Source organism: Mesorhizobium sp. M2A.F.Ca.ET.037.01.1.1 (assembly GCF_003998075.1).
Taxonomy (GTDB): domain Bacteria; phylum Pseudomonadota; class Alphaproteobacteria; order Rhizobiales; family Rhizobiaceae; genus Mesorhizobium.
The window spans coordinates 1-678 of sequence record NZ_RZSA01001646.1 but is presented as its reverse complement, the minus strand read 5'-3'; the positions used below and the strand labels follow the sequence as shown (position 1 = coordinate 678).

1 protein-coding gene is annotated in these 678 nt (G+C 64.3%); it reads left to right on the top strand.

All coding sequences use genetic code 11. The annotated features are described in order from the left end of the window. A partial coding sequence (locus EOA27_RS38960) for a pyridoxal-dependent decarboxylase (RefSeq protein ID WP_245491402.1) occupies window positions 1-627 on the top strand: 627 nt, incomplete at its 5' end. Between the last annotated feature and the right edge of the window lie 51 nt (window positions 628-678).

Genomic DNA, 678 nt, shown 5'->3' with positions numbered 1-678 from the left:
GCGCCCGAGAACCGATCGCTCGTCGCCGGTATCGAACAAGCCGATTCGATCGCGCTCGACCCGCACAAATGGCTGCATGCGCCTTTCGAGGCCGGCTGCGCGCTGGTGCGGGACGCGTCGGCCCACCGCAACACATTTGCCGTCACGCCGGAATATCTGGAATCGACGCCGCGCGGCCTTGCCTCCGGAGCGTGGCTGAACGACTACGGGCTTCAAACGTCGCGCGGTTTTCGCGCGCTGAAAATCTGGATGGCGCTGAAGGAGCATGGCGTCGAAAAGTTCGGCCGGCTGATCGACCAGAACATCGCCCAGGCTCGTTACCTCGCCGGACTGATCGAGGCGGAGCCGGCGCTCGAACTGATGGCGCCGACCACCATCAACATCGTCAGTTTTCGACACCGGCTTGATGACGGGTCCGAAGAGCGGCTCAAGGCGTTCAACACCGAGATCATGTTGAGACTGCAGGAAGAGGGCATCGCGGCTCTGTCCGACACGACCGTGCACGGCCGGCATTGCCTGAGAGTGGCGATCGCCAATCACCGCACGCGCCGCGACGATCTCGACCTGCTGGTGCGCGAAACGCTTCGGCTGGGACGGGAAATCGAGGCTGCGACGCTGCCGGATTGAAGACAAGTGCGCCTAGGACGTGTCATTCGGGCAGGCCGGCCAGCCGCAGGG